This is a genomic window from Halobacteriovorax sp. RT-2-4 (assembly GCF_047085445.1).
Lineage (GTDB): Bacteria > Bdellovibrionota > Bacteriovoracia > Bacteriovoracales > Bacteriovoracaceae > Halobacteriovorax_A.
This window is the reverse complement of record NZ_JBKIXY010000001.1, coordinates 713,442-735,264: the sequence shown is the minus strand read 5'-3', so window position 1 is coordinate 735,264 and position 21,823 is coordinate 713,442. Positions and strand designations below refer to the sequence as shown.

Below are 21,823 nucleotides of genomic sequence, written 5' to 3'. Positions count from 1 at the left end.
TTGTGAATCAATTTAATCAGGCCCATAAAGAAAGCGATCACTTTCTCAAATCTCAGACTCTTATTGACTTAGTTCAAAAGGCCCTCACTCTTGTAAAGTTTGAGAGCGATAAAATTGAAGTCCTTGAGGTTGGATGTGGGCAAGGTCTAAATTTGGCCAATTTCAATTTCTCTCAATTATTAGGCATCGATATTTCTGAAGAGGCCATTTATAAGGCCCGCCAAAATTTTAACAATTTCGAATTTCAGTGTTTATCTAGTCTCAAGTTAGATCAGATCGAGCGCTCATTTGATCTTATTTTAGATGCTCACCAAATTCATTACTTACAATCTAAAGATGAAATTTCTCAGTATATAAGAAATGTCTTTAAGCGTTTGAATAGTGGGGGAGTTTTTTGTTTTGAAGCGATGGTTAAGAGCAAAGAGATGCTTCTTACTGACCTATCAGTTACAGTTCTCGACTACCTTGAATATGAGAAGATCGTGACTGAAGCAGGGTTTCGCATTATCTATTTGATGCTGCCAAATGGGCGTAAAATTATTGCAGATAAAAAAAGAAGGGCCGCTCTTTCGAGCGACCCGGATGTCTTACTGGTCATTGCTACTAAGGAAGACGTAGCAAATTAGTTACAGATTCCCAAAATATTTCCGACTATTCTTCGTCGTGTGGAGTACGCCCCACTTCTAATCTTTTCTCCTTTTGTTGCTTGAGTCTTTCTACATATAGAAAACGAATATCTCTTGCAGTTAGTACATCTCCATTTGCTAATTGGATTTGTGCACCATCTTTAAATCCTTCTAGATTCCCAAAAGTCTTTTTAATTTTTGCAACACTTGTGATGTCGAGGAATTCACCATTGAAGGTCTCAATTGCCATAGCGCGATCTAGTTTTTGGATCTGCTCTGGCGTGATTCTCTTCATAGTTCTTGCGTGAACTTTCTCTTGGATTGTTATCGATAACATAACTAATCCTAAAGTGATGTAAAGTGCTCTCCTTAATGTACTTTTCATAATGGCCTCTTTTCCGCTAAGTTCGTTCTTCCTGAAGCCTTCAGCTTTAAACATCCTGTTTAAGAGCTTTGTTGCTATAGTAAAAGCATGAACTGTGCCAAAAATTGAACACGTACAATCAGCTACTTAGAGATTTATGGGTGGTGTCGAATGGGAAAGGGGCGCTTTTTGGCCCTATCTATGAACAACAAAGGCCCCAAAATGGGGCCTTTATGCATATTTGATTTGTATTTTAGATTAAGCTTTTAGACAGTCTTCGGCCTGCTCTGGATTTTCTGTACACTCATCCTTCTTGTCGCAGAATTGGCAATCTTCACCAATCAGCTTTCCAAGTCCACCACATGAGCCTTGTAGCTTACGGTTAGAAATAATTACACCAACGGCCATTCCTGTAATTGATAGAGCAAGAACAGCGAAAGTAATTAGGAATAGTTTAATGTTAGCATCCATAAAATTCTCCAATAGAAAAATATCCGATTAGATTACTCTGTCACCTTATCAAATCCTGGCGTTGATGTCTCTAAATACTTTGCTGAACCATCGTCAGAACGATAGATGAAGAACGCCTTCAAGTTATTTTCTTTAGCGTAAGCAATTGCTTTCTTTGCACCCATGGCCATAAGGGCCGTTGCCCAAGCATCCGCATCCATACAAGTCTCAGAGATAACACTAACCGAAGCAAGTTGAGATTCAACAGGTGAACCTGATTTGAAATTTATTGTATGCTGGTAGCGCTTGCCACCTTCTTTGAAAAAATTTCGATAGTCGCCAGATGTTGCTAAGGCAACATTCTTGATTTTCACAACCTTCACAACTGGATTACCATCTTTATTACTAGGGGACTCAACACCAATACGCCACGGGCGTGTTAGAGATTCGCCCATTGTTCTAACTTCACCGCCAACTTCGACAAGAGCGTTCTTAATTCCTTTGGCCTGTAGAAGTTCAACAAGTGCATCAACACCGTAACCCTTGGCCGAAGCAGATAAATCAAGATACACACCATCAATACTTTTTGTTAAGACGCCATCTTTAAAGATTATCTTTTCGTAACCAACTTTCTTCTTGGCCTCTTCAATATCTTCTTTTGAAGGAATCTTGCGTTTTCCAGTTGGACCAAATCCCCAAAGGTTTACAAGCGTTCCGATTGTTGGATCAAATGTACCATCAGTCTTCTTTGCAACGTCTAGGGCGTGCTTTAGAGTTCTGCTAAAGTCTGGGCCTGGATAGAATTTTTCACTCTTGGCCATTTTATTAAAGAGTGAAATTTCTGAGTCATTGATGTAAGTACTCATGGCCTTGTTGACTTCATCTAATCTTATCTCAATATCTTTTTTTACCGAATCCTCGTCGAATCCATTAGGTGCAAGATACTTGATATGGTATGTCGTACCCATGGTCGGGCCAGTGGCACTATAAATTTGCAGTTTTTCACTTTGACATGAAGTTAACAGGCCTAATAAAAGGCCCATTCCAAATATAAAGATTTTGTTAATTCTCATTAATTAAACGCCTGTTCCTCAAGAATTTTTCTTTCGCTATCTAGGTCTCTATTGTCGGCCTTTTCTTCACTAAATTTTTCGCCGTAGCGCGCCTTAAGCTTTGTGATATTGCGCTCCATTACATCTTCAAATTTAATCCCAAGTTCATCACCAACGATGGCCATGTACCAGAAAAGATCACCAAGCTCTTCTGCTAGATTTACTCGGTCAAGCTCCTTACCATAGAATATATGCTTCTTTAGAGCATCGAGGAATTCTCCAGCTTCCGTCGAAAGACCAATTCCAGCGTGAAGAAGTCTCTTAATTCCATCGTCATTTAGACGTGTGTTCATCGCATCAAAATCTCTTGATTCTGTTCTAATTGCATCACTCATATATTTTTGTGAGTCCATAATTTCTCCTGTGAAAAGTTGGGTAGTTGATCGAACTTTATCACTTTGATTTTTATCTAGTCAAAGCTTGCCTGTGCAAAAAGAAAACTTCACGAACTGTTAAGATATAAGGTATATTAACGTGCCTAAATTATTAATTTTGTAATAGCCGCAAAGCGGTAAAATGGATTTAAATCAAATGGATAAATTCGACTTTTCAACACTATCAAGTTCAGACATTTCTTACATTGACTCTCTCTACGAACAATACGAATCAAACCCGATGGAAGTAGAAGAAAGTTGGCGCAACTTTTTTCTAGGTTTTGAATTCGGTGCCGGTAAAGGTAGCACAAGTGCCGGTGGTGAAGTAAGTGATGAGAAGTTACGTAAAGAATTCAACGTATTCAGACTAATTCAATCTTTTAGATCAAGAGGACATCTTCTTTCGGATACAAATCCAATTCGTCCAAGACTAGATCGTCATGCACGTATCTCTCTTCAAGACTATGATCTAACAGATGCTGATTTAAACGATGTATTCACTTGTGGTGAGTTTGTTGGCCTTGGTGCTACGACTCTAAAAAATATCATGGACCACATGATGAAGCTTTACTGTGGAAAGATCGGTGTTGAGTATATGCACTCAACTGATACTGAGATGAGACGTTGGTTTAGAGAAGAGTTTGAAACAACTTACCTGAACAAAGATTTCGATGTTGATAAGAAAAAAAGAATCCTACACAAATTGAATGAAGCAAATGTTTTTGAAAACTTTCTTCAAACAAAATATACGGGACAAAAAAGATTTTCACTTGAAGGTGGAGAGTCGACAATCCCAGGGCTTGATGCATTTATTAACGAAGGTGCAAGACTAGGTGCTAAAGAATTTATTATTGGTATGGCACACCGTGGACGTCTAAACGTTCTAGCTAATACTCTAGGGAAAACTTATGAGTATATCTTTTCTGAATTTGAAGGAAACTCTCTTGAGCAACTTGCTGGTCAAGGTGATGGTGATGTTAAGTATCACATGGGCTTCACTTCAGTAACTAAGACTGAAGATAATAACGAAGTTTACTTAAAGCTTCTTCCAAACCCATCACACTTAGAAACAGTTTCACCAGTAGCAACTGGTTATGCTCGTGCTCAGATTGATATTGCTTACGATGGAGATGAGAGCAAGATTATCCCAATTGTTATTCACGGTGATGCGGCCGTTGCGGGACAAGGGATTGTTTACGAAACACTTCAAATGTCTGAGCTTCCAGGTTACCGCACTGGTGGATCTCTTCACTTTGTTATTAATAACCAAATTGGTTTTACTACTGACTTTACAGATGCTCGTTCATCACACTACTCAACATCTGTTGCTAAGATGCTAAATATTCCAGTTATTCACGTAAATGGTGATTGTCCAGAAGACGTTGTTTACGCATGTGAGCTTGCAGTTAAGTTCAGACAAAAATTTAAGCGCGATGTTTTCGTTGATATGGTTTGTTACCGTAAGCACGGACACAACGAAGGTGATGAGCCGAAGTATACTCAACCAGAATTATACGGGATGATTTCAAAGCATAAGAATCCTCGTGAAATGTATATTGAAGAGCTTGCTAGTCACGGTGCAGTTGATAAGGCCGTGGCAAAAGAAATGCAAGAAGAATACAAAAACCTTCTTTCGGATCGTTTTAACAATGTTAAGCAAAATGTAATTCCTAAGAAAGTTCCAGGGCCTCACCAGCAGTGGAAGAACGTTCGTTTTTCAACTCTAGAGGATTTTACTAATTCACCTGATACAAGTGTTGATAAGAAGACACTTGAGAATATTATTTCATCAATAACGCAGACTCCTGAAGGATTTAAAACTCTAAGAAAAGCACAAAAGCTTCTTGATCAAAGAAAGGCTTCTTTTGAAAATGGTCAAATTGATTGGGCACTTGCTGAGTTATTTGCGTACGGCTCGATCCTAACTGAAGGTAACGATGTACGCTTCTCTGGTGAAGACGTTATTCGTGGGACATTCTCACACCGTCACGCAAAAGTTTTTGATGAGAAAACAAATAAAGCATACTGTGGCCTTGAGCACCTTACGACAGGTCAAGGAAACTTCTATATCTATAACTCACTTCTTTCTGAGTATGCGGTACTTGCATTTGAATATGGTTACTCGCAAGCAACACCTCACGCTCTTAATATCTGGGAAGCACAATTTGGTGACTTCACTAACGGTGCTCAAATCGTAATTGATCAGTTCATTTCAGCAGCAGAAAGTAAGTGGAGAAGAATGTGTAACTTAGTAATGCTTCTGCCTCACGGTTATGAAGGAGCAGGACCTGAACACTCTTCTTGTCGTCCAGAAAGGTTCTTACAGCAATGTGCTGAAGAGAATATGGTTGTTTGTAATATTACAACTCCAGCAAATATGTTCCATGCTCTTAGACGTCAGCTTAAGTGGGAGTTTAGAAAGCCTCTTGTTGTTTTCACTCCGAAGTCACTTTTAAGACATCCTCTATGTCAGTCAAAAGTTGAAGACTTCACAACTGGTAAGTTTGAAGAAGTATTTGATGATACTTGGGTGAACCCAAAAGACGTTAAGAAGGTCGTTCTTTGTACAGGTAAGATTTACTACGATCTACTTAAGTACCAACAAGAAAATGATCGTAAAGATGTTGCAGTTGTTCGTCTTGAACAATTATATCCTCTTCCAACTGAAAAAATTAAGGCGATCCTTGATAAGTATCCAAACGCAACACATCGTTGGGTACAAGAAGAGCCTTCAAATATGGGAGCATGGATGCACTTAAATCGCTGGCGCGATACTTTTAGAGATATTGATTGTATCTCAAGAAAAGCTTCGGCATCTCCTGCGACAGGATACGCTTCAGTACACATGAAAGAACAAGAAACAATTGTAGAGAATGCATTTAAATAAATAAGGAAAAGAAAATGGCAATCGTAAAAATTACTATTCCACCAATTGGTGAATCAATTACAGAAGTTGCTCTAGGTGAGTGGCTAGTAGCTGACGGTGACTATGTTAGTGAAGGTGATGAACTAGTTGAAGTTGAATCAGATAAAGCAACACTTCCTCTTCCTGCGGAAGAAAGTGGTATCATTAGAATTATCGCAGAAGAAGGTGCTGAACTTGAAATTGGTGCTGTTGTAGCTGAGTTAGATACATCTGCAGCTCCGACACAAGCTTCAAGTGATGATGCTCCTACAACAGTTGAAACTCCAAATACACCGGCAAGTGCTCCTGTTTCGGGTGGGGATAAGAATTATCCATCTCCAGCAGCTGCTAAAATTCTTGCAGAAAAAGGTGTTAGTGCTGGTTCAGTTGCTGGTTCAGGTAAAGATGGCCGTATCACTAAGGCTGATGCAATGAACGCAAGTGCTGCTCCAAAAGCTGCTCCTGTTGCCGCTGCAAAGCCTGCTCCTGCACAGGAAATTGCTGTTCAAGCTCCAATGGGTGGTGCAAGTAGAGCAAAAGAAGAAGTAAAAATGAAGCGTATTCGTAAGACAATTGCTAAGCGTCTTGTGGAAGCAAAGAATACGACTGCAATGCTTACGACTTTCAACGAAGTTGATATGTTCAATGTAATGGAGCTTCGTAAGAAATATAAAGATGCTTTCAAAGACAAGCACGACATCGGACTAGGTTTCATGTCTTTCTTCACAAAAGCATGTACAAAAGCACTTATGGAAATCAAAGGTGTTAATGCACAAATTGATGGTGAAAATATCATCTATCACGACTATGCAGATGTTGGTATCGCGGTATCTACTCCAAAAGGTCTTGTTGTTCCAGTAATTAGAAACGCAGAAAGCTTAAGCCTTGCTCAAATTGAAAAAGAAGTAAGAAGACTTGCTCTTAAAGGGCGTGATGGAAAGCTTACAGTAGATGAAATGACTGGTGGTACATTCACTATCACAAATGGTGGTGTTTTCGGTTCAATGCTTTCAACTCCAATTATTAACGTTCCACAATCAGCGATTCTAGGAATGCACAATATTGTTGAAAGACCAGTAGCTGTAAACGGTCAGGTTGTTATTCACCCTGTAATGTACTTAGCACTTTCTTATGACCACAGAATCATCGATGGTAAGGAATCAGTAACATTCCTTAAGATGGTTAAAGAGATGATTGAGGATCCGGCCAGAATGCTACTGGACATCTAATAAGTATATTAAAGAAGATTAAGGATTATATATGAGTAAAGAATTTGATGTTGTTGTTATTGGTTCAGGCCCTGGTGGATATATCAGTGCCGTACGTTGCGCGCAACTTGGTATGAAGACAGCAATTGTAGAAAAATATAATACACTTGGTGGAACATGCTTAAACGTTGGATGTATTCCATCGAAAGCATGGCTTGATTCAAGTGAGAAATTTCATGAAGCAACTCATGAATTTGAAGCACACGGAATCACAACAGGTAAAGTAAAGGCCGATATTAAGAAGATGGCAGAGCGTGTAGCTGGTGTTGTTGCAGATACTTCTGGTGGTATTACTTACTTAATGGGTAAGAATAAAGTTGAGACTTTCCATGGGTTTGGATCTTTCGTTGATGCTCACACTCTTAAAGTTTCAGGTGAGAAAGAGGAAACTCTTAAGGCCAAACACTTCATTATTGCAACTGGTTCAAAGCCAGCGACAATTCCTGGGATTGAAATTGATAAAGAAAGAATTATCACTTCAACTGAGGCCCTAAAGCTTGAAACACTTCCAAAGCACTTCATCGTAATTGGTGGTGGTGTTATTGGTCTAGAGCTTGGTTCAGTATTTTTAAGACTTGGTTCTAAAGTTTCTGTTGTCGAGTATGCAGATTCAATTCTTGCGACAATGGATAAAGACTGTGCAAAAGAGATGACTAAAGTTCTTAAGAAACAAGGTATGGAATTCTATACTGGTCACGGTGTAACTGAAGTTGTTAGAAAGGGCGAAAAAGTAATCGTAAAAGCTAAGAATAAGAAGAACGATGAAGAAATCAAATTAGACGGTGACTACTGTCTAATGGCAGTTGGGCGTCGTCCATATACTGACAATCTTGGTCTTGAAAATGCTGGTGTAAATCTTGATGAGCGTGGGCGTGTTATCACTGACGATCATTTAAGAACTAACGTTTCTCATATTTATGCAATTGGTGATGTTACAACAGGTGCTATGCTTGCTCACAAAGCTGAGGAAGAAGGTGTTGTTTGTGCTGAAATCATTGCTGGTCAAAAACCACATATTAACTACAATCTAATTCCAGGTGTTGTTTATACTTGGCCAGAGGTTGCTTCAGTTGGTGTAACAGAACAAGAGCTAAAAGCTAATAAGACTCCATATAAAGCAGGGAAGTTTCCATTTAAAGCAAGTGGACGTGCTCGTGCTTCAAACGAATCAGCTGGTTTTGTAAAAGTACTTGCTTGTAAAGAAACAGATGAGATTTTAGGAGTACACATTGTCGGTCCTCGTGCTGCTGACTTAATTGCAGAAGCAGTTGTGGCAATGGAATTTAGAGCTGCTGCTGAGGATATTGGACGTATTTGTCATGCGCACCCAACTTACTCTGAAGCATTCAAAGAAGCTGCCCTTGATGCCTTTGATAAAAAACCACTTAACATCTAAGCAAATATTTAAAAGGCACCTTAGGGTGCCTTTTTTATTTCACCTGAAGACAGCTCAAAACTCCCATCCAAAAATATTTTTCGAATTAAATAACCATCAACTTTTTCATTTGCTCGACGCTTTTGAATGAGAAGTTGTATCGGTTTTGAGAAGTTACAAGAGTTGGCCGTCTCTAAATCTTCATTAAAGAAAATTGTTCGAGGTGGACACTTAAGTTCAAGGGTAATTTTATCTTTCTCATCAAAGTAGTGGGCTAGTCCTTCTGAGTCTGCTAACCATGGCCTTTGATCGTTGATGATGATAACTTCATCTTCTTTTTTTTGAAACGCTTTAAATGCCTTATATAAGCTTGATTCTGATGGCCTTGTAAAAAGATAGCTATGAGGATTGTGACGGGCAAAGTTTAGTTTTGTTAGGACTTCTTTTTGAGAAAAGCTATGTCCTAAACGGTTTAGAAGTTCGCCATGCGACTCAATAGCAACGACAGGAGCATTAAGTTGGGTGATAATATCATCAAGAATTTTACCAACTGGAAAATAGAGAAAGAAGTAATCAATTTTATGGTTTTTAATTAATTCCTCTTTAAAGACATCGTTGATAAAAATATGTTTTGTGTCTTTGAGTTTGTCGAGGCCATATTCGATGCGCTCTTTGACTGGTTCAATACTAATGACTTTAATATTTGGAAAGAAGTGATTGGCCACGAATGCCATCTTTGCATAGGATGCGCCAATATCACATACTGTGAATTCTTTATAATTCTCTAATTCATTTAGCTTTTGTAGAATTTCATAAAAGTCTAAGAGTGAGGTATTAATGGCCTCTTCTTTTAGGCCACATAGGTAGAGTTCTTCGGAAGATTTTAAATTATTTTTATTTAAAAGTTCTTCGATGATTTCAATAACTTCTGTTTGAAAGCCTATTAAATCGGCCAATTTTTCTTCTTTTTTTTGTAAGTGGTTTTTATTGTAATTATCCAAAAATCAATACCTTATTTGGTTTCAAATAGAAGTTTGTAAACAAAAACAGAGTAAATAGCTAATATTATTAAATTTTAGTTTAAATCTTACCGATATACTAGAAAGAATAGTAGAGGAAGTATTGAAGAAACTTTTCATTGCAGACACATTCACAACTTTTAGAGAGATCGATCTTAATGATCTCTATATTGAAGCGCTTTCTGGAATCGTTTTTTCAAACCAATTTGGTTTTGACGTTAAAAAGTCTCAATGGGTTGAGTTGTCTAAGATGAGTTTACCTCGTGTAATTACAGATGCTCTTAAGCAAGCTCCTGAGACATTTGAAAAACCAGCTTCGGCACCAAATGGATACAGTATTAAATTGGAAGAATTAGAAATTAAGAATAATCATAATAATGATCTATTAGATGCAATTTCAAAAATTGTAAAAGAAGAAGTTTCTGCAATTGGTGTACAACTTCGAGAAGAGTTTAGTGAGAAAATTTCCTCTGTAGAAGAGAGAATCGGTGATATCACGCAACTTGTTGGCTCTTCGAGTGGTGATCGTAGTGAGGCCATTCTTACAAAATTAGAGTCTGTGTTAGATGAAACAAGTTTAATTAGCGATGTAAATCGTAAGATTACAAAAGTTCTATCAACAACGCGTGAACTTGAGGATGGAAATACTAATACTCAAGAATATCAATCAAAGTTTAATGCTCTTAAAATAAAATATAAAAATCTTGCAGTTGAAAATAAATTAGCAAGAAAGAATCTTTCAAAGGTTATTGCTAAGGCCAAGGCCTTAAATGCTAAGTTAGAAGTCGCTGAACAAGAGTTAGCAAATTTTAAATCATACACAGATAGCAAGATTGGAATTTCGGCCGTAAATGATTCAGTTGAAATTGAAGAAGTTGTTAGCGAAGATAACACTCCAAGTACTCCAAAGATTAACCTCATTCCTCGTGACTCTCTTGTACTAGAAGACGAAGATCGTACGGTTGAAATTGATCTTAGTGAAGAGGCCACTGGTGAGTTTGATATCTCTAGTGGAGGGCTTGAAATTGCAACACGTGCACAAGCTGATGATGAAGAACTTGATCGCTTGAATATAGAAGGCCTTAAGAACGGTAAGTCGTTTGAAATTTCAAATAAGAAAACATGGCAATACGATACAGGAGCTGGCGTTGTCGGTCCTTTACGTTTTGATGAAATGCTTGTTGATTTTGAAAAGAAGATTGTTACGTCTTCCACTCTTGTTAAAAAGAAGGCAGGTGCACCTTGGGTTGCAGCAAAAGACTGTCTTGAGCTTAATACACAAGCACAACTAATATTTGAAGATAAAGAAAATCCTGAAAATAATAAGTATCAAATCGAAAGAACTGAGTATCGTGTCGAATTACAAGAACTAGTTTCATTCTCGCTTGTTGGTGTTCAAAAAGAGTATAAGGGATACCTTACTAACTTATCACTAAGTGGTGGCTTTGTTGAAGTGACTAAGTTTGAGAAAGAATTTGACAAAAATACTCGTGGAACGATTTATATCTCAGAGGGGATTTTTGGCCGCGCTGTCGCTATTGACTTCACAATCATGAGGGCATCTAAGAATCGTCCAAGAGGCTTTGGTCTTCGTTTTGAGTCTGTTTCAGACGCAATTATGGAAGTTATCGGAGAGTGTATGATTGATATTCTCAACGATAATGAAGAAGCAAAAAAAGCAGCTTAATCAACTATTTCGCAATGCATATTAAAAAAACAGACTAGATCAGTCTAAGTTCTTGAAAAAATAAATGTATCCGTTGATAATTAAGAAAAGGAAATGGTGGTTCGGGCGGGACTTGAACCCGCACGGGGTTGCCCCCACTGGATTTTAAATCCAGATTGTCTACCAATTCCAACACCGAACCGCTATTTGTGTTTAACGATTTTGGACTATAACGTGTATATTTGTCAATTCAAAAAAACTACTAAATTCATTTTTCTTTTACTTGCAATTTTTATTGTAGGTTGTGCAACAAAAAAAATTGTCCTTCCCACATCGCAAGTTAAGCCTACTTGGTTTGCAGGAGAGGGGAATTTTAATTATCTAACTTATGAAGGTAGAGTTGTTCCTCACTTATTCTTCGACTTTGCACCTCGTATGGATATGCGTACTAAACTCGTAGACGTTTTTATTACGACGCCCCGTGATAGTGAAGTTAACTTTGAGCTCGATTTAGTTAGTGGACGAATTTTTAAAGAAAGAAAATTATGTAAAGAAAAAGACATCTGGAATGATTATACTTCTAAAGTTCATACTCCAAATTTTTCTTGGGCCGTGATTCCAAGACTTCTTGGGCGTAATGGAAAACCTCAACGTGTAGCTGTTTTTGGTGATCTAAAATACCTTGTTGATGGAAGTTTTCCACGAGAAGAAACTGTTCAGGTACAAATAATCGGAGGGTATATCTTGAAGTCTTGTTTAACAGGACTATGCGACCTAAATGATGACTGGGAGTCTGAAGTTATTCTTGTTGCAAAAAGTATGCTTGATGAGTCTCTTCAAGAAGTACAGGGCCTAAATACTCTAAAAAAATATGTGGATTGGGGATATGCCAAAGCATTTATTGAAAACTCAATGGGAAGAAATGATGTCGGCCGAAAATTAAAGGGTGCTTATCGTCTTGAGTCTCCAATTCTTCCAAATCGCGCCCTGAAGTATGTTATAAACTCTGGTCATCTATTTTCTAATGATGAACTTCAAACACTAAAAACATCTTGCCGAAAAGTTTATGATGATGCTCTTGATATTTTTCAAAAAGAAGAAGGGCTTTCGAAACGCTTTATCGACTTTTATCGTAATCACCTTGATCGATTCAGTCTATGTCGTAAATATGTTCGACCTTTCAATATACAAAAAGAGAAAGATAAGCATTGGAAACTTGAGTTCTTAACTGCTTTTGAAAATGCTGTTCATACAGGTTACTATTTTGATTGTCGCTTAAAGACATGGGTTCGCAACGTGAGAAATAGTAAAGGTAAATTCGTTGTGGATCAAAGAAAATTAATTGGAGGTTGTCGAGATAATGAAATTGCTGCTTCATTTCCTGCAGCGATAACATTATTATCTAGTGCATCCAATTCGGGAGCACCATATTATCGTTATATTGAATATGATAGTGGGGCAGACACATTCAATCAAAAGATATATAATTGGGTGTGGTCAAATGGAAAGAAACAAAGCTGTGCTCCTAAAGAAGAGAATTCAGCGCCGATTTTTCCTTATGATGTAAGATTCACTTTAGAGTAATTGGAAAACTAAATAGATGAATATTTTTGAAGTAACAGATATAGTTCAAGTTAAGTCAAAGGCCGAGCTTTCAATGTTAATGCTGGCACACTTTGATGATCAGCATATTGTCTTTACTGGCCTATCTTGTATTGATCTTCTAAATGCTAACGACTTAAAGGATAAATATAATCTTTTAAATTCTCGTTTCTTATTAATTTATCAATTTCAAAATCTAAATGATCATAAACGAATTTTTTATGCACTAGCTTTAAGTTATGGGCAAACGGCACAATCTTTTGGACACTTATTTGAGTCAATGACTTGGTTTGAAGCAGAAGTTAGTCGTAACTATGGTGTACATTTTTATCGCAAAACAGATCGCATACAATATGAGATTGTCTCTCCTAAAGCAAAGTACTATTTAGAGAAGGATAATCATCTTCTAGATGAATCTCAGGTCGAACTTTGCTCTGATTACTTTGCGCCTTTAAGTGTTACAGGGGAAGAAATTGAAGTTCCTATTCGAAAATTTGACTCGTCAATTTCAGATTCTAAAATTCGTTTTAATATAGATGAAGATCATATCGATGATGTTGCGTTTGACTTTGATTTTAATAAATCAAAATCAATAGAAAAGAATATCGAAGGTAAGGGAGTTGATGAGGCTATTTCGCTTTTATTAGATTCTGATCTTCCTCTAAAGAATATTACATCTCTTCTTGCTCTCGAACTCAGCGAGTACATTACAAGCAAAGTTAATAGTAGTGCTGTGAAAATTCATCGCATGTTTATTTATGAAATTTTTTGTGCACTTGAAAACTTAAAATGTTTAGAAAGAGTATTTAATCGATCTTCTTTCAATGAAGTTTATCAGATCCTAAATCATCAAGTTGAAACTCTTTCAGGCTTAATTAATATAACTGATATTAAAACGAAAGAAGATCTTGTAAAACTTATTAATACTGAAGATCGCAAATGGGTTTATGATGTTAGAGATCGTATTCATGACTATCAAGATGTCGTTACTGATATTTTAGCGACAGTTGAGGGGAATAAATTCTTTCTCAATTTAGATAATTATTTTAATTCTAATCTTGCTGCTTTAGGCTTCTCTCTTAAGTCTATGCCACTACAAAGTTATGGTTATCAATACAATATCAAAAAGTATGAGCCTTTCTATGAGTACAATGATCTGGCAAAAGCGGAATTCTTGGCCCTAAAGGGAACAACTTACGAATTACTTTTAATTCGATTAAAAGAACTAAAAAATACATATTCAAATATTATAAAAATTTGTGAAGAGTATCCTATTATTAGAAATGAAAGTGATACTGATACAAATATAACTAAATCTGGAATTTTTCTTGCTACAACTCAGGTTTCATCTGGTGAAGTTTCAATCCTATCGTATATTAAAGAAGATGGTATGTTAGATCGATTTCACTTAATGTCACCAACAATGGCAAACTTAAAATACTTCTCTAAAAGATTGAAGAAATTTGCACTTTCACAAATTGCTTGTGAGTGGAATGCTTTAGGAATTAGTGAAGAGGAAATTATAAAATGATTCTTTCAAAAAATATTTATAGAAATAGATGGCGCCTTGCAATTTTTATCAAAAGAGTTGCTCTGTATATAAAGTTAAAAAGACTTCAGTAGGTCACGTACTAAAATTTCATTTTCTGAAAAGACAAGTGGTGTTTGTGCAAATAGCGGAGCTATTTGATTGATAAATAGACTTCGGTCTTGTTCGATTGCACCAAAGGACTTTGTAATTGGAGTCACCATTTGCGTATCTAAGAATGCAATAGTGTATTGTTTGACGACATGAAGAATTGCTAATAATGCGATCTTTGAAGCATTTGATTCCTTGTAGAACATTGATTCACCACTTAAGAAGTGTCCCATGCTTACGCCGTAGAGTCCTCCAATTAGGCCTTTTTCTTGATTCCATACCTCGACACTATAAGCAAGGTTTTGATGAAAAAGATTAAAGTAGCCTTCGACGATTTCATCAGTAATCCAAGTTCCTTCAATGGAGTCTGAGTGAATCTGCTGACAGTTTCTGATCACAGATAGAAAGTCTTTGTTAAAGGTAACAGTCCAGTCACACTTTTTTATAAACTTAATAAGAGAACGACTTATTTGAATGTCTTCAAGGCGAATAACTCCTCTTTGTGGAGGGGAAAACCAAGCTAGGGGATACTCTTGAGATATTGGCCATGGAAAGATTCCATTTTGATACGCCAATAAAAGGGAGTCATGGTGGAGATCTCCACCAATAGCTAGTAGCCCTTGCTCATCTGCGACTTCGACTGGTGGGAATTCAATTATTGGCACTAATCATGGCCTCCATCATAAGAGCACTCATTGCGGCCCCTACTTCAAGTGTTGTTCGAGAGCCTTCTTCGCTTAAGCCTACAAGTGGAGCAATTTCAACCATGTCTGCACCAGTTAGGTTAAAGGCATTAGTAAACTCTTTTATCATTATAGCACATTCGTGTGGCATCAGTCCCTCTGGTTCAGGTGTGCCTGTTGCGCTGGCAACACTTTCATCGAGGGCATCAATATCAAAGCTAATATAAATTTCTTCAATTCCTTGGGCCTTAAGTTCTGCTACTGTTTTAAGTGCTAATTCTTTTGCTCCTATTTCCTTAACGTCTTTTGCCCAATACTGATTGAGTCCAAATTCACTTTCCCAGTGTTCTTTTGATTTTCCAGTTGAACGAATGCCAAATTGATAGCAATGCTTTGGTGTTTCAAGATCATCCAGAACATGAGTTAGCCAAGAACCAAAACAATAATCAATACCAAGTCTTTCTCTTAACAGGTCAGTATGCGCATCAAAGTGAATAAGGCCTACTTTCTTTCCAAGTGATCTTCTATTGTTGATCCATGATTTTACTAGTGGAAAACTTACTGAGTGATCTCCACCGATACTGAAGATTTTTAAATCCTTATTATGTTTAAAGACTTCATCAACACTTGCTTTGGCAATACTTAGTGGAGAGACACTTAAGTTCTTTCCACCGTACAATGCATTTTGTGCACTCTTTATTGTTTCATCATTTAAGTACTTGTCATGCAGAAGGTGAGGAATAACTCTAATATCACCTAGGTCAAAACATTGCTTATAAGTATCTAAATGGTCTTCGATTAATGTGTTTCTTAAGAATAAAGGTCCCCAGTTTGCACCTCTTTGGATCCCTCCTCCACAGTCGGATGCGACACCAAGAATTGCACAACCTTTTACGTTAGAAAGTTTGTTAAGTTCATTACTCCATGCCGATCTGATTGCGGCATCTTCAGTCGTTTTATAAAGCACTTGAGTTAGCTTATCTTTTCTCTCTTTTGCTGTGTTAACTGTGAATACACCAAAGCCTGGAGGGCAAAGGTAGTCATTTAATAATGTTTCATTCTTGTCACTCATATATATTCCCTTAAATTTAAATTAAAAAATCGCCTTTAACACGAGAGCTTAGTAGTGCTGTCTTGTAAAGGTCAAGGTCTTGATCGTGTAGGTAATCACGAATCACACGCTTTTCAAACTTTATAATAGCATCGTTAATTCCCTTGTACACTCCTGCAATATGGGAACTTAGAGTTATATTAGAAAGTTGCTTAAATTGATTAAAGTCTATTGGCTCTTTCTCAAAGACGTCGATAATTGCATGAGCATCTTTATTATTACTTAGAAAGTTTATTAAGGCCTGTTGCTCAATTAATTTTCCTCTGGCCGCATTCATAATGAGAGTGTCTTTTTTTAATAAAGCAAACATCTCTTCATTAAGAATATGGTAAGAAGTCTTATTCAATGAACATGCCATGATGATGATATCTGACTTTGTCAGTTCTTCTTTTAGGTATTTGTTATTTTGCTGCTTATTTTGGTATGGATCGTAATAGCTAACTTTTACATTCAATGTTTCAAGAGCATTGCCAAGTCTTGCACCAATTGGTCCACGTCCGATGATTAGAGTTTTCTTTGTGTGCAAGAGTTCTCGATTATAGCTTCGTGCTTCATCCCATTGGCGTCTGTAAGGAATTTGTCCTTGATGATTGAGTAATGCTTGAAGGTAGAATTGCGCTACTGCATTTGCTCTAATCTCATTTCCTAAAACAATTGGGAATTTTGCTCTTTTCACAAACTCAAGTGAGAAGTTATCATAGCCCGAGTTTGGATGAATCCAGAGGACAATATTGGCGTGCTCTAGTGATTTAACAATACTCTCATTATTCGTATAGCTCGTTGAGATAACAATGACGCTTTCGCCCTCTGGGATCTCAATAGGTGTGTCCACGCACTTGATACCAAGTTGGCCTAGTGACTGCCTTTCTTTAACGCGAAAGGCCTCTCCTTGATAGCTCGAAATTTCTGGTCGATAAAAGTAATAGTTCATACCCTTAATCTATCAACTTTTTCTTTGCTTTGCTAGAATCCGCTGTAAATTAAGTCTTTCTTGATCGTTTTACACTTCTTATAAGTGCGATAACGGCCATTTATCGTTGAGCGCTGATCATGATCAACAACTTTAATTAACTGACATGACTTTATCTTCTTTCTGAACATATCTCTTGATTCATCGTAGATAAAACCAAGATTATCTCCCATTTCTTTTTTAGTAATGCTAAATAGCTGATGTTTCTCATTGGCCTTAATTGAGGCAACAAATTCAATACCCGATCCTTTACGATAAGCATTTTCGATAATTTCATCTGGAGAAATAGTATTTCTTCCTAAGATATAACTTGTTGGCCATCTCTTGTGTCCATAAGCATGGTATGGAACCTCTGAGCATACGACCTTATCAAGAGTTGTGACATCGAAATTAAAATCATACTTCTTATTAAGTTGCTCTAGTGCAACCTTTGACACCATCTCTCTTGCCCACTTATTTTCTAGAATTCCTTTTTCACGAATAATTGTGATTTCATCAATTTCTAAAAAGTCTTCAAGGGAAACAAGGCGACTTCCTGGTCGAATCGACTCAACAATTGTTTTTCCTTTGCGAATATCATTATGATACTTTTTAATAAATGGTGTATTCCATAGTCCTGCTAGTTTAAGCTTTTGTTCTGTACCAAGATAAATGGCAATATGACCAAAGTGTCCTGGAATAAAAAAGTCTGTTGCAGCAAAAGGTGTTTTTTCTGCAATAATATCTAGCGGCTTTAGTACCGTCTCTAGGTAATCAAGTGCTCGTTCGTTAGCATACATATGACCATGGCGAAAACGCAGTTTTCCAACAAGGTTACCAAATAGCCCTGAGATAAAGTTTGTCGTACGATTAAAGATTTCAATAAACCAATCGCCAATACTGCTAAATTCAATTGCAGGGAGTCTCTTTCCAAGTAAATGTTTTTCGATCTCAAACTTCTCTACAAGAACAACACCTCTTGTTAGGTCAGGATTTAAAAGTTTTAGATAGTAGTAGTGATAATCAAGAAAGTTTCTAAGGTCTTCTTGTAACTCCTCATGGAATTTCTCACTCTTTGCAATTTTTGTAAATTGCTTAAGAATCTCAACTTGTTTTTCATTGTCGAGAATCTTAATAATCTCTTTCGTAACTTTTTTGATTGTTTTGATTTCATAAAAAATATTGTGAGTTACTAAGTAGAGGTTCACGTAGTTTAGTTTTGCAAGTAGGTTTGTCACTTTGATCTGTGCATACTCAAGTTCAGAATACGAGCGTTTATTAGAAAGGTCTTTTACAGTATAAAGACTCGATTTCTCCATAATGAGTGCGACTGTATTCATTAGATTACCAATGATTGATAAATCAGAACCTTTTATTGGCTTATGATCAATTGATTGTCGATAAATGAGTTTGCTATAATCGATAGTCACATTTACGAGATCACTACTTGCATTGATTAATTTTTCTAGTTCACGAATATTGTACCCAAGCTTTTGTGGGTCATAGTCAGTATCGTTTATTCTTTCTTGAATCTCATTGATTTGAGTCATTGTAGAATGGAACAACCTATTGTCTTCTTTGCTCTGGGCATGAGCGTAGAATACGTTCACAGTTAAGAGGAAAATGGCGATAATTTGTTTCATTTATTAGTCCTAATTTCTGAATTCTTTCGCGTCATTATGCCATTTTAGGTACTTAGCGTGTTGTAAATTGTAAAATTTTTAACTTTGTCTATTCTTTAGTGGGTCAAACTATGTTAAAAGGTATGTATATTTAAGTACTTAGAATAAGCGAAAGGAAAAACCATGATATCGATCAAGTCGAAACGCGAAATTGAATTAATGAGAGCAACGTCGAAATTAGCGGCTTCTACTCTTGAGTATATTGAACCATTCGTAAAGCCAGGTGTAAGCACTGAAGAGCTTAATAATCTTTGTCACGAGTATATTATTAAAAATGGTGCGTATCCTTCGCCATTAAATTATCACGGTTTTCCAAAGTCGGTATGTACTTCACTTAATGAAGTCGTTTGCCACGGAATTCCAAGTACAAAAGATGTTTTAAAAGACGGTGATATATTAAATATCGACGTGACAACATACTTAAATAAATTCCACGGTGATACTAATAAGACTTTCTTAGTTGGTAATGTTTCTGATGAAGTGAAGAAACTTGTTGATGTAACTTACCAATGTATGATGGAAGGAATTAAGCAAGTTCGTCCAGGTGGCCATATTGGTGATATCGGTGCTTCAATTATGGAGATCGCACACGATCACGGATACGGTATTGTTGAAGATTATTGTGGACACGGTATTGGACGAGAATTCCATGAAGATCCACAAGTTGTTCACGTTGGAAAAAGAGGTAAGGGCGCAGAAATGAAGCCTGGTATGACTTTTACAATTGAGCCAATGATCAACCTTGGAACAAAGGACTGTAAAGTTCTTAAAGATGGTTGGACAGTTCTGACTAGAGATAAGAAATGGTCTGCCCAATTTGAACACACAATCTTAGTTACTGAAGGTGGCTTTGAGATTCTTACTCTTAGAAGTTACGAGGTTCATCCTTAATTGTGAATACAAGCCTAATTGCACCAGATTTAAAAATTAATGATCCTTGTCGAGTTGAGCTTAGGTTTTCTAAGCTCAATGAAGTAAGAGAGTACTTTGTTGAAAGTGATGATAGTGCACTAAAAGATGTCATCATGATGATTCTTGAAAAGACGAAGAATACAAAGTCACAACTAATACTTGAAATCGAAAAAGCTCTAAGTGAAAATTCGAGTCATTCTCTTGAGCTATTTAGCTTCTTCAAAGAAGTTTTAAATTATTTCTCTCCTAATCAACTTATGGCCATTGATACGACAAATACACTTTGTCGCTGTTTTGGTGTTAGTCGCCAAGAAGTCGCAGCTTTAATTGAAAGGGGAGCAAGTGATCCTCTTACGATTACAAACCTGTCAAAGGCCGCTGGTGGCTGTGGTTCGTGCCTGGCCGATATTGTTCCGATGTTTAAATCAAATCGTGAGGAAAAGGTTATTCCTGCAGTTACCTTTAATGGTTTCAAAAAAGATAAGATTGCTGGAAAAAGACCATATCAATTTCTTTTAGAGGATATTTATCCAATGGTTGAAAAACTCGGAAAGATATCTGTCGAAGGCCTAATTGGTCACCACCTCTATGTCATTGGTGATGAACAAACTCCTGAGGCGCAAGATTTCATTAGTAAAGTCTCTTCGCTAGATTCTCAGCTTAGTGTATTCTTTATTTAGTTTGAGTTTGCTTAGGTTTTTGGCATTTTTTTAAGATAGCATCGACATTCTCTAAAGCATCATAAATCTTTAAAAGAGATTCTTTAGATCCTTTTAAAGTCTCTAAGCTTACTTCTCCTTCAAGATAGCGATAGCGAGCATAGAACTCTTTTAGGCCAGGAATATTAGACTCAAGGCAATCGGCACTACTTGCTTGGATTTGAATCTTTGCGAGATAATCCATTAGGATCTTAATCGACTTTAGACGAAACTCATTATAAGTCGACATCGAATACTTAACACCAATTCCACCGTCTTCTTCTTTGAAGTCGAAAATATTTCTTTGGCCAGTTGTCATGGCCTTAAGTAATTTAAGCGTCGGTGATTTACTCGGATCAGAACAAAACTTATTGTAGTAACCTTTAGAAAATTGCGGATTACCAACTGATGAAATCTCATTAATCATAATTTGATTTAAGTGATAGCGGGGCCCTGTCTCAAACCTTTTGGCATAGTAACTTTCTTCTTGTCCAAGACAGAGCAAGATCGTCTTTGCCTGTGTTGGAAGAGCTATCATAAAATTAACAATAAAAATTAATAATGGGTATTTCATTCGTTCTAACTGTGTTAAATTATTAGTATTAATTTATTTTACTTTAAGTATGGATGGAAAACTAGGGTAAGTTTTGAAAGAGATGGGTTTAATTGACCATTTAGAAGAGTTACGCTCTGCACTTATAAAGATATTAATCATAATTTTGATATCTTTCGTGGCCTGCTACGCCTATGGTGACCTCATCCAGGAAGTTCTTTTGAAGCCTCTGCGAGATGCTCTTGGTGATTTTGGAGGGGGAAAGGTTGTCTATCTTGGACTACTTGATAAGGTTCTTTCTCAATTTCAAGTAGCATTTTACTCAAGTGTTATTCTTTCTTGTCCTCTTTGGTTTTATCAGGTTTGGAAATTTATCTCTCCAGGTCTCTATGATCATGAAAAAAAGGCCGTTAGGCCATTTCTTATTATTGGGCTCTTCCTGTTTGCTATTGGCGTAAGCTTTGGTTACTTCATCGTTTTTCCACTAACATTTCAAACCCTCATGGGCTTTGGTGTACAAAATGTTGAAGCAACAATCGGTCTAAAAGATTACCTCGTTCTTTCAAGTAAGGTTCTTGTTTTCCTTGGCCTTATTTTTCAACTACCAAATGTACTTCTTATTTTAGGCTTTATGGGCCTAGTAACAAAGCAGTCCCTAGCTAATATGAGACGTTATGTTTATGTTGGCTTCGCTGTCGTTTCTGCTATGTTAACTCCTCCTGATGTCATTACAATGATGGGACTTTGGCTGCCGTTAGTCGTACTTTTTGAACTGGGTATTTTAGCTGTTGCGTTAATTGTTCACCCATATCTTTCTCGTCATCACATGAAATAG

The 21,823-nt window shown here is 36.9% G+C and carries 20 protein-coding genes and 1 tRNA gene; 10 read left to right on the top strand and 11 right to left on the bottom strand.

Features of this window, described 5'->3' with window-relative positions; translation table 11 throughout:
- Nucleotides 1–2: 2 nt before the first annotated feature.
- Complete coding sequence (locus ACMAYL_RS03415) at nt 3–626, top strand: class I SAM-dependent methyltransferase (RefSeq protein ID WP_158246789.1); 624 nt, start codon at nt 3–5, stop codon at nt 624–626.
- 25 nt (nt 627–651) lie between these two features.
- Here ACMAYL_RS03415 and ACMAYL_RS03410 read toward each other — a convergent pair whose 3' ends face one another.
- The 4 genes from ACMAYL_RS03410 to ACMAYL_RS03395 all read right to left on the bottom strand — a co-directional run bounded on the left by ACMAYL_RS03410 (nt 652) and on the right by ACMAYL_RS03395 (nt 2,905).
- Nucleotides 652–1,011 (bottom strand): hypothetical protein, encoded by a 360-nt coding sequence (locus tag ACMAYL_RS03410; RefSeq protein ID WP_146037773.1) that lies wholly within the window; start codon nt 1,009–1,011, stop codon nt 652–654.
- A gap of 237 nt (nt 1,012–1,248) precedes the next feature.
- The gene (nqrM, locus tag ACMAYL_RS03405) at nt 1,249–1,461 is read right to left on the bottom strand and encodes a (Na+)-NQR maturation NqrM (protein WP_103216930.1); all 213 of its coding nucleotides are present in this window, start codon (nt 1,459–1,461) and stop codon (nt 1,249–1,251) included.
- A 32-nt stretch (nt 1,462–1,493) separates the two neighbouring features.
- Nucleotides 1,494–2,513 carry an FAD:protein FMN transferase gene (locus ACMAYL_RS03400; protein WP_103216931.1) on the bottom strand — a complete coding sequence of 340 codons (1,020 nt, stop codon included), beginning with the start codon at nt 2,511–2,513 and terminating at the stop codon, nt 1,494–1,496.
- Nucleotides 2,513–2,905, bottom strand: coding sequence for a nucleoside triphosphate pyrophosphohydrolase family protein (locus tag ACMAYL_RS03395; RefSeq protein WP_103216932.1), 393 nt, complete (start codon nt 2,903–2,905; stop codon nt 2,513–2,515). Before ACMAYL_RS03395 ends, ACMAYL_RS03400 begins: the two co-directional genes overlap by 1 nt.
- A gap of 163 nt (nt 2,906–3,068) precedes the next feature.
- Between ACMAYL_RS03395 and ACMAYL_RS03390 the strand changes: the two genes are divergently transcribed.
- Genes ACMAYL_RS03390 through lpdA form a run of 3 tightly spaced genes read left to right on the top strand, consistent with a single transcriptional unit; the run spans nt 3,069 to nt 8,495 of the window.
- Nucleotides 3,069–5,813, top strand: a complete 2,745-nt coding sequence (locus ACMAYL_RS03390; protein WP_412470740.1) for a 2-oxoglutarate dehydrogenase E1 component — start codon at nt 3,069–3,071, stop codon at nt 5,811–5,813.
- A 14-nt stretch (nt 5,814–5,827) separates the two neighbouring features.
- Nucleotides 5,828–7,060: a 2-oxoglutarate dehydrogenase complex dihydrolipoyllysine-residue succinyltransferase gene (gene odhB / locus ACMAYL_RS03385; RefSeq protein WP_412470739.1), complete on the top strand. Its 1,233-nt coding sequence runs from the start codon at nt 5,828–5,830 to the stop codon at nt 7,058–7,060.
- A 31-nt stretch (nt 7,061–7,091) separates the two neighbouring features.
- Nucleotides 7,092–8,495: a dihydrolipoyl dehydrogenase gene (lpdA, locus tag ACMAYL_RS03380; protein ID WP_103216934.1), complete on the top strand. Its 1,404-nt coding sequence runs from the start codon at nt 7,092–7,094 to the stop codon at nt 8,493–8,495.
- A gap of 20 nt (nt 8,496–8,515) precedes the next feature.
- On the opposite strand, the gene ACMAYL_RS03375 is transcribed toward lpdA, so the two are convergent.
- The gene (locus ACMAYL_RS03375) at nt 8,516–9,430 is read right to left on the bottom strand and encodes a hypothetical protein (protein WP_412469677.1); all 915 of its coding nucleotides are present in this window, start codon (nt 9,428–9,430) and stop codon (nt 8,516–8,518) included.
- 166 nt (nt 9,431–9,596) lie between these two features.
- On the opposite strand from ACMAYL_RS03375, the gene ACMAYL_RS03370 reads away from it, so the two are divergent.
- The gene (locus ACMAYL_RS03370; RefSeq protein ID WP_412469676.1) at nt 9,597–11,180 is read left to right on the top strand and encodes a PilZ domain-containing protein; all 1,584 of its coding nucleotides are present in this window, start codon (nt 9,597–9,599) and stop codon (nt 11,178–11,180) included.
- Between the two features lie 94 nt (nt 11,181–11,274).
- On the opposite strand, the gene ACMAYL_RS03365 is transcribed toward ACMAYL_RS03370, so the two are convergent.
- A tRNA-Leu gene (locus ACMAYL_RS03365) sits at nt 11,275–11,361 on the bottom strand.
- A gap of 32 nt (nt 11,362–11,393) precedes the next feature.
- On the opposite strand from ACMAYL_RS03365, the gene ACMAYL_RS03360 reads away from it, so the two are divergent.
- Complete coding sequence (locus ACMAYL_RS03360; protein ID WP_103217555.1) at nt 11,394–12,743, top strand: hypothetical protein; 1,350 nt, start codon at nt 11,394–11,396, stop codon at nt 12,741–12,743.
- A gap of 16 nt (nt 12,744–12,759) precedes the next feature.
- A complete protein-coding gene (locus tag ACMAYL_RS03355; RefSeq protein WP_412470738.1) occupies nt 12,760–14,292 on the top strand; it encodes a hypothetical protein in 1,533 nt (510 codons plus the stop codon).
- Nucleotides 14,293–14,366: 74 nt separating this feature from the next.
- Here ACMAYL_RS03355 and aat read toward each other — a convergent pair whose 3' ends face one another.
- The 4 genes from aat to ACMAYL_RS03335 are packed head-to-tail and all read right to left on the bottom strand — an operon-like array spanning nt 14,367 to nt 18,786.
- The gene (gene aat, locus ACMAYL_RS03350) at nt 14,367–15,065 is read right to left on the bottom strand and encodes a leucyl/phenylalanyl-tRNA--protein transferase (RefSeq protein ID WP_412470737.1); all 699 of its coding nucleotides are present in this window, start codon (nt 15,063–15,065) and stop codon (nt 14,367–14,369) included.
- A complete protein-coding gene (locus ACMAYL_RS03345; RefSeq protein WP_392991567.1) occupies nt 15,052–16,155 on the bottom strand; it encodes an arginase family protein in 1,104 nt (367 codons plus the stop codon). The genes aat and ACMAYL_RS03345 overlap by 14 nt, the downstream gene beginning before the upstream one ends.
- A 16-nt stretch (nt 16,156–16,171) precedes the next feature.
- A complete protein-coding gene (locus tag ACMAYL_RS03340) occupies nt 16,172–17,125 on the bottom strand; it encodes an NAD(P)-dependent oxidoreductase (RefSeq protein WP_412462732.1) in 954 nt (317 codons plus the stop codon).
- A gap of 32 nt (nt 17,126–17,157) precedes the next feature.
- Complete coding sequence (locus ACMAYL_RS03335; RefSeq protein ID WP_412470736.1) at nt 17,158–18,786, bottom strand: YiiX/YebB-like N1pC/P60 family cysteine hydrolase; 1,629 nt, start codon at nt 18,784–18,786, stop codon at nt 17,158–17,160.
- 162 nt (nt 18,787–18,948) lie between these two features.
- On the opposite strand from ACMAYL_RS03335, the gene map reads away from it, so the two are divergent.
- Both map and ACMAYL_RS03325 read left to right on the top strand, forming a co-directional pair.
- On the top strand, nt 18,949–19,716 hold the full coding sequence (gene map, locus ACMAYL_RS03330; protein WP_103217549.1) for a type I methionyl aminopeptidase: 768 nt from the start codon (nt 18,949–18,951) through the stop codon (nt 19,714–19,716).
- Nucleotides 19,717–19,718: 2 nt separating this feature from the next.
- Entirely contained in the window at nt 19,719–20,417 is a 699-nt protein-coding gene (locus ACMAYL_RS03325; RefSeq protein WP_412470735.1) for a (2Fe-2S)-binding protein, read from the top strand.
- On the opposite strand, the gene ACMAYL_RS03320 is transcribed toward ACMAYL_RS03325, so the two are convergent.
- Nucleotides 20,410–21,009, bottom strand: a complete 600-nt coding sequence (locus ACMAYL_RS03320; protein ID WP_412462731.1) for a hypothetical protein — start codon at nt 21,007–21,009, stop codon at nt 20,410–20,412. The two genes, ACMAYL_RS03325 and ACMAYL_RS03320, sit on opposite strands and share 8 nt — an antisense overlap.
- A gap of 82 nt (nt 21,010–21,091) precedes the next feature.
- On the opposite strand from ACMAYL_RS03320, the gene tatC reads away from it, so the two are divergent.
- On the top strand, nt 21,092–21,823 hold the full coding sequence (gene tatC, locus ACMAYL_RS03315) for a twin-arginine translocase subunit TatC (RefSeq protein WP_233189707.1): 732 nt from the start codon (nt 21,092–21,094) through the stop codon (nt 21,821–21,823).